This window comes from Mycobacterium kyorinense (assembly GCF_002101735.1).
Taxonomy (GTDB): domain Bacteria; phylum Actinomycetota; class Actinomycetes; order Mycobacteriales; family Mycobacteriaceae; genus Mycobacterium; species Mycobacterium kyorinense.
Genome location: NZ_LQPE01000026.1, coordinates 1 through 5,606, shown reverse-complemented (window position 1 = coordinate 5,606; position 5,606 = coordinate 1). Strand labels below are relative to the sequence as shown.

The 5,606-nt window shown below is 62.7% G+C and carries 7 protein-coding genes; all 7 read right to left on the bottom strand.

Features of this window, described 5'->3' with window-relative positions:
- Nucleotides 1-326: 326 nt before the first annotated feature.
- Entirely contained in the window at nt 327-1,976 is a 1,650-nt protein-coding gene (locus AWC14_RS04800) for an FtsK/SpoIIIE domain-containing protein (RefSeq protein ID WP_236724191.1), read from the bottom strand.
- Between the two features lie 198 nt (nt 1,977-2,174).
- Entirely contained in the window at nt 2,175-2,882 is a 708-nt protein-coding gene (locus tag AWC14_RS04795; protein WP_084031281.1) for an HNH endonuclease family protein, read from the bottom strand.
- Nucleotides 2,883-2,997: 115 nt separating this feature from the next.
- A complete protein-coding gene (locus AWC14_RS04790; RefSeq protein WP_083071773.1) occupies nt 2,998-3,198 on the bottom strand; it encodes a hypothetical protein in 201 nt (66 codons plus the stop codon).
- 4 nt (nt 3,199-3,202) lie between these two features.
- Nucleotides 3,203-3,547 carry a hypothetical protein gene (locus AWC14_RS04785; protein ID WP_139807293.1) on the bottom strand — a complete coding sequence of 115 codons (345 nt, stop codon included), beginning with the start codon at nt 3,545-3,547 and terminating at the stop codon, nt 3,203-3,205.
- Nucleotides 3,548-3,592: 45 nt separating this feature from the next.
- Nucleotides 3,593-3,877, bottom strand: a complete 285-nt coding sequence (locus AWC14_RS04780; RefSeq protein ID WP_085241004.1) for a hypothetical protein — start codon at nt 3,875-3,877, stop codon at nt 3,593-3,595.
- A gap of 48 nt (nt 3,878-3,925) precedes the next feature.
- Complete coding sequence (locus tag AWC14_RS04775; protein ID WP_249026302.1) at nt 3,926-4,537, bottom strand: hypothetical protein; 612 nt, start codon at nt 4,535-4,537, stop codon at nt 3,926-3,928.
- Between the two features lie 116 nt (nt 4,538-4,653).
- On the bottom strand, nt 4,654-4,971 hold the full coding sequence (locus tag AWC14_RS04770) for a hypothetical protein (protein WP_084031283.1): 318 nt from the start codon (nt 4,969-4,971) through the stop codon (nt 4,654-4,656).
- Nucleotides 4,972-5,606: the final 635 nt, after the last annotated feature.

Sequence of the window (5,606 nt, the reverse complement as noted above, 5' to 3'; positions counted from 1 at the left end):
GCGACCAGTATGACCCGACAGGCGCAGCGTTCGAATCACCGTCGAACCGCCGGCCACGATTACGGGTCATCTCTTAGGGCCTTCCGGCATCCACCGCGGATCGTTGCGGTGGGCAACTCGCCTCAGCGGAGGGCATGGGATGGTCATTGCTGTTTGTGCCCGAACGGTGGTGACCACACGGATTCGTTGACTTTGAACGCGACTCCGTCTTGAACGAAGATCGACAACTTGTAGGGCTTGCGGTCTGGGTCGCATGTCAGTGCCTGCAAGACTTGTTCAAGTTCGCGTCCTTCGATGACATAGACATCCATCAGTGTTGTTCCCCCTTAGTCGTCAGAATTTGGTACTTGTTCGCCGCCTGCCATATCCGTTGTTGCAAGCGGGTTTTGGGCGGTGGGCGGGTTGAGTTCGAGCAATGCCCCGCGATGGTCGGCCGACCGCCCGAGTCCGTTGTAGCTGGGGTGTTTCTTGTCGTACTGGAGCATCGCCGGGTTAGGAGTGCCGTCGGGGTTGTCGAGGTTGACCATCGGCAGCGAGTTGAGGACGCTGATGGGTTCGTCGAGATCTTCTGGTTTTTCGATGGCGAACCATTGCCGGCTGTACAGGCGGGGGATCCGGTTGGAAACGTTGTCGCGGTAGGACCGCCAGGCAGGCCGCAATACCTCCGGTGCGTCGGGGCCCTCGATGTCTTTGCCGGGTGTGTAGCCGAAGTAGCCCTGGAACTCGACAACTGTGGCCGCTTCGGGGTCGGCGACGAGACCGCGGCCGTGCGCGGTGATCCGCTGCCCCAACCGACGCGCTTTGTCCTGCAGCTCGCGGGGGAACGCTTTTTTCAGCGTCATCTCTTCGGGGGCCCCCAATGAGACGATCAGTTTGAAGTTGCCGCGGGCGTCGCCGGGAATGGTTTTGTCGTAGAGATCCTGAGTCAGCAGCACCATGTGCACGCGGAACTCGCGGCCTTTGCGGGCCACGTAGAGAAAGTCGGCAAGGTAGCCACTGTCCTTGTCCTCGAATGCGCTGTAGAGGCCTTCGACATCGGCGCGCACGGAGGCGAATTCGTCGAGGATCACCAGCCAAGGTGCGAATGCGAACGGGTCTGGGTCGTGTTGGATCTTGCGTTGCTGGGCGATGTCGGCGCGCCGGTGGATCTCCTCGGCGACCGCGTGCAGCAGCCGGACGTGTTCGGCGGTGTCGGAGGAGATCATCACAACCTGCGCGACCATGCCTAGGCTGGCGTAGTCGCTTTTCTTGCCGTCTGAGATGAACAGGGGCCAGCCCGCGGCGCGGAATGGCTCGAGGAAGGTTCGCACGAAGACGCTTTTGCCGGCGCCAGTGCCGCCGATGACAAGCATGTGGGGAAAGTCGATCGGCGAGTATTCCAGCGGTTCGTTGCGTTCGTTGACGCCAAGACGGAATTTGAAGTGGCGGTAGTGGGCGGTTGCGTCGGCTGCGCTGGTGGCGATCCACGTGGGTTCTGGCGGGGGAATGAATTGTGGGAACGGGGTTTTCCGGGCCGCCGAGACGATGTCGCGTTTGGGGTCGACGTCGACTTCCCAGTCCCCGTCGACGGCGGTTTCCAGTTTGGTGATGACGATCGTCGATGCGCGTTTGTCCCCGAAGTATCCCGGCCGGGTGGCGATGAGCTTGTAGGCTTGAAGAACGCCTTTGGCGTCGATGTCGCTTTCGTCGGGCAGCAGTTCTAGCGGCAGATTGCTTGACATCACCACTTGTTTCACGCGGTCGAGATCGGCATTGCCGTATGACGGCGGCGGCTCGGCTACCACCACCGGTATCGGCGGCTCACCCGCCCCGGGTGTAGGCGGAAGCTGGTGTGGCGGCGGGGGTTTCTGGATGACGAAGCCGAGCCCGACCGCGAACGCGGCGATGCCGACCGGCCACAGCAGCGACAGCGGTTCCCAAACCGCGGGGTGGCCGAGGCGCCCCCATAGGTACATCAGCATTCCCAGTCCGATCACGACAAGGCATCCGCCGGTGAGGCTGCGACTGGGTAACTGCCAGTAGGCATGGGCATGGTTTGGCTGCCTGTGGTTCGACGAGTCAGGCGACATTCGGGGCCTCCAATCTGTCTGGCGTGCTGAAGACGGTCAGATTCACCGCTGCGGCCAACCACTCACGGGCATAATGTGATCCGTCCACGGCGTGCTGGCGTGTTATCACGTGCCGCCTCCTGTGCACGCATTCAGGGCCGCGGCTCGATCGCCTACAGTAATCTCTAAGCGGTACTTCACGGCAGTCGAAAGGTACTGGCGCACATAGTTGCAGCGGTCACCTTGGTTGCTGGGCAGCCAGTGGTCGAGACCTAAGTCGCCTTTTTGCTTGTTAGCGGCCGCTGAAACGGCAACCAGGTTGCTGGGATCGTTCGCGAAGATCTGGCGCTGGCGCAGATCCCAATTCCACGCCCCAGCACTCCATGCTCGCGCTAATGGATAGATGTGGTCAATGTTGGTCTGCTGCACTGTGATTCGTTGCCCGGTGTAGGGGTCGATGAGCCACCCGCTAACTGGTTTGCACCCGTTGGTGCCGGGTTTGAACGCGGCGTCCTGCAATTGCGCACGCAACACTCGCGAGCGGGTATCACAGCCGGAGTGATCGGTGGGATCGTTCCAGGCCGGCCCGAACACGCACGCTTCTTTGTGCTTCGTCGTCCTATCTATCCCGCACCCTCGCTCATAGCCCGGCACTTGGGTCAGTTCTTCGACGATGGTGACCTTCGCAAGCAACTCTCTGACGCCGCTGCCGCTGGCGGCTGGTGCCGGATGGTCGGTACTGCGAGCCTGGTGCTCGCCACCGCCAAGCGTCGTCCAACCAACGACGGCTGCTGAGGCGACAGCCGCCGCCAGCGAAATGTGCCTTAGCTTCATGAGGCGGCTTTCGTCGTGCCACCGAGGCGCTGTCTGCTCGTATCGCGCGGAGAAGCGCCGTCGCGCCCCAGCTGGGTTAGCGGCAATACGCTCACAATCGCTCCACTCCTTAGGTTCACCGGACTGTGATCTGGCGGACCGCGGCGAGAATGCGGCGACCGGTTGCGCCGCTCGTGCTGACAACCTGGCCGCGGCTGTTGAGAATGACATGGCCGCCGAACCCGGTTGAGCGGACGGTCCATCGCCTGCCTTTGCCGTCGTCGACGTTCCAGAACCGTGGGCTGGCCTCTGAGGCACGCATCAGTTGGATCTCCATACCTTCATGTGCTTCGCAGCTGTCGGAGGTAGTGGAGGGCTGCCGCCTGCGCGGCCTCGGCCGCGATCTCCCACGGCCCTTTCTCACCACCGAGCAGCACAACCCTCATCGATAATCCGCGGCCCCGGGTGCGCCCGGCCGCCTCAGCATCGCTCCACGCCTGCCGCAACGCCTGGATGTGGGCATGCCGCATCACGTCAACGAGTTGTTCGACATGCAGCTCGTCCACCCCGTTTTCCCGACACACCGCCGCTGCGCATCCACGCCATTGCGCCGAGCCAATTTCCCCACTCGATCGATGTAGAACCTTGGCGCGATCGAGAACCGCGCCGCCGCAGGCCTGGCTCATCGGTTTCTCCCTTGCACTGGTTAACTTTTCGACCCGTTGGTGAACTCAGCCGCGCGGCGTGAGTGTCGCCAACACCCGATCGGCCAGGACTGTGACGGATGCATCCGCAGACGCGTGGTACTCAAAGTTGCGCCCCCAAACCCACCCGTCCTTCTCATAGGGCGCCCATGCGGTGTCGCTCGGGTACCGGTCGCGCGGGTGGAACCAGACGTTTACCGCATCCACCTTCGTGTGAGGTGGGTCCGCCGGGAACAGCTCGGCGCGGTAACCCCGTTCGCGCAGTTCGGAGACGAGGTCCGCGGCCGATGTAGCGGCAGGTGTTGTCGACATCCGATCTCCTTGATTACTCGTATGATTGGTGGACTTGGTGTTTTCGCGTCATCGGTTGACCACCTGCGCCTCGTAAGCCAGCTGGTCGAACCATCGGCAGGCCCACCTGGCGTCACCGAGGGCCGTGTGACGCTGCGGCCCCGGGACTACGACACCGCATTGCTGCGAGAGCAGCTCGATATCGTGGGCCGGCATCACTCCTCGGGTCAGCAGGTGTTCCTTGGCGAGCGCCGCAACATCCTGCGGTTCGTAGAACCATTGGGGAACCAGTCCGTGGCGGCTAAGCATCGCCACCAGGCAGGCATGGTCGAGGCCGGGATTTATCCCGAAGGCGCTTGCACCGGCAGTCCAATCACACACGGCGCGTGCCGCCGCGGCCTCCGCCAAGACCTGTTGGCCGGCGTGCAGCGGCGCTCCGAATTGTGGGTGTCGCGTGTGGAATCCGGAGATTTGCAAGGCTGCGGGATCGCTGTATGCCTGGTCGAGGTCTGCGACGTCAACAAAGATGGTGAGCTCGTGCTCACCAGCCTGGTCACGGCGAATCAACGCGATCTCCCATGGCCGGCAGGACTGATGTTGTCCGTCGGTTTCGGTGTCGAGGAACACCAACGCCGACATCGCGCCCCCCAGCTGTGTAGGCGTGGTCCCCCTTCTGTCCACGCTTTCATTCATTGTCGGCACACCCACCGACACTTCTGCGGCCGCGACGCGCATGGGCGGCCGGTTTTGAAGCAAACCTGGGGCGTTTCCGCAGGACTTCCCGGTCACCGCCGGACTCAGCAGTGGCCCAGGACGAATGTCGACAGACAGTCAAGCGCGTGTCGGTCGCGCGGCAGCATGGCAAGCGTGTGGTAGCCGTGTTCGGTGCGGGTGGCTGCGATGTCGTCGAGCAGTTCTTGGCGTGACACCGGGCTACCGCTCGCGAACGCTGCTAATGCCTTGCCGATGCCACCTGGAGACTGCCACCAGGACGCGATAGTGACTGCCGTGGCAGGCTCGATCTCACGGCCCCCGCCGTCGTAAACGCTGGCGATGTCACGGCGTGCGTAGTCCTCGCTGACGTGTGCCACGCTGACTTGAATTGTGTCGTCCACTTGTTATCCCCCCGGTTTATCTTGTTGTCGCACAGGTGTTCTGCTTTGGCGCTAAACGCTTCGCGAACCTGCTATTCGAGTTGTTGCGCTGGATAGATGCAGCGCCGATCCGGCGTAAGACTCCCCGATGGTCATGAGTCGCTGCTGCGCTCGGAGCCACTTGAATCGTCGGGGATGGCCTTACCGGTTGCCATGTCGAAGATTTCGACGACATCGTGGCCATGGGAGTTGCGGGCCCACCGCCAGTCTCGTCCACGCTCGTGAAGTCGCCGGCTCAGCTCAATCGCCTCGTCGTCAGCGCGGTTGTTCCGTGAGCCAATGCAGAACGCGCTCAGCCTTGTCGCGCCGGCCCAGGGACTGGTGGGCCTTGTGCCTCAACGGGCGACAATACGTCCGTCCGCCCGGTTCCCTGCAAACGTTGTGACGACGAGACAACTACGTATTATCGTGAGATCAGTTGCAGCCCAGCGGGTTTACGGGTTGATCATGGCGAGTTGGTATGCGGCGTAGGCGGCTTCGTCGAGGCGGTTGTTGGCGACGGCGTTTTTGCCCTCGACATACCAGTAGGTGGCCAGGATGGCGGCGTAGTCGGTGGGGCGTTCCAGGCGACGCTTGCCGACCCCCCAGCGGGCCGC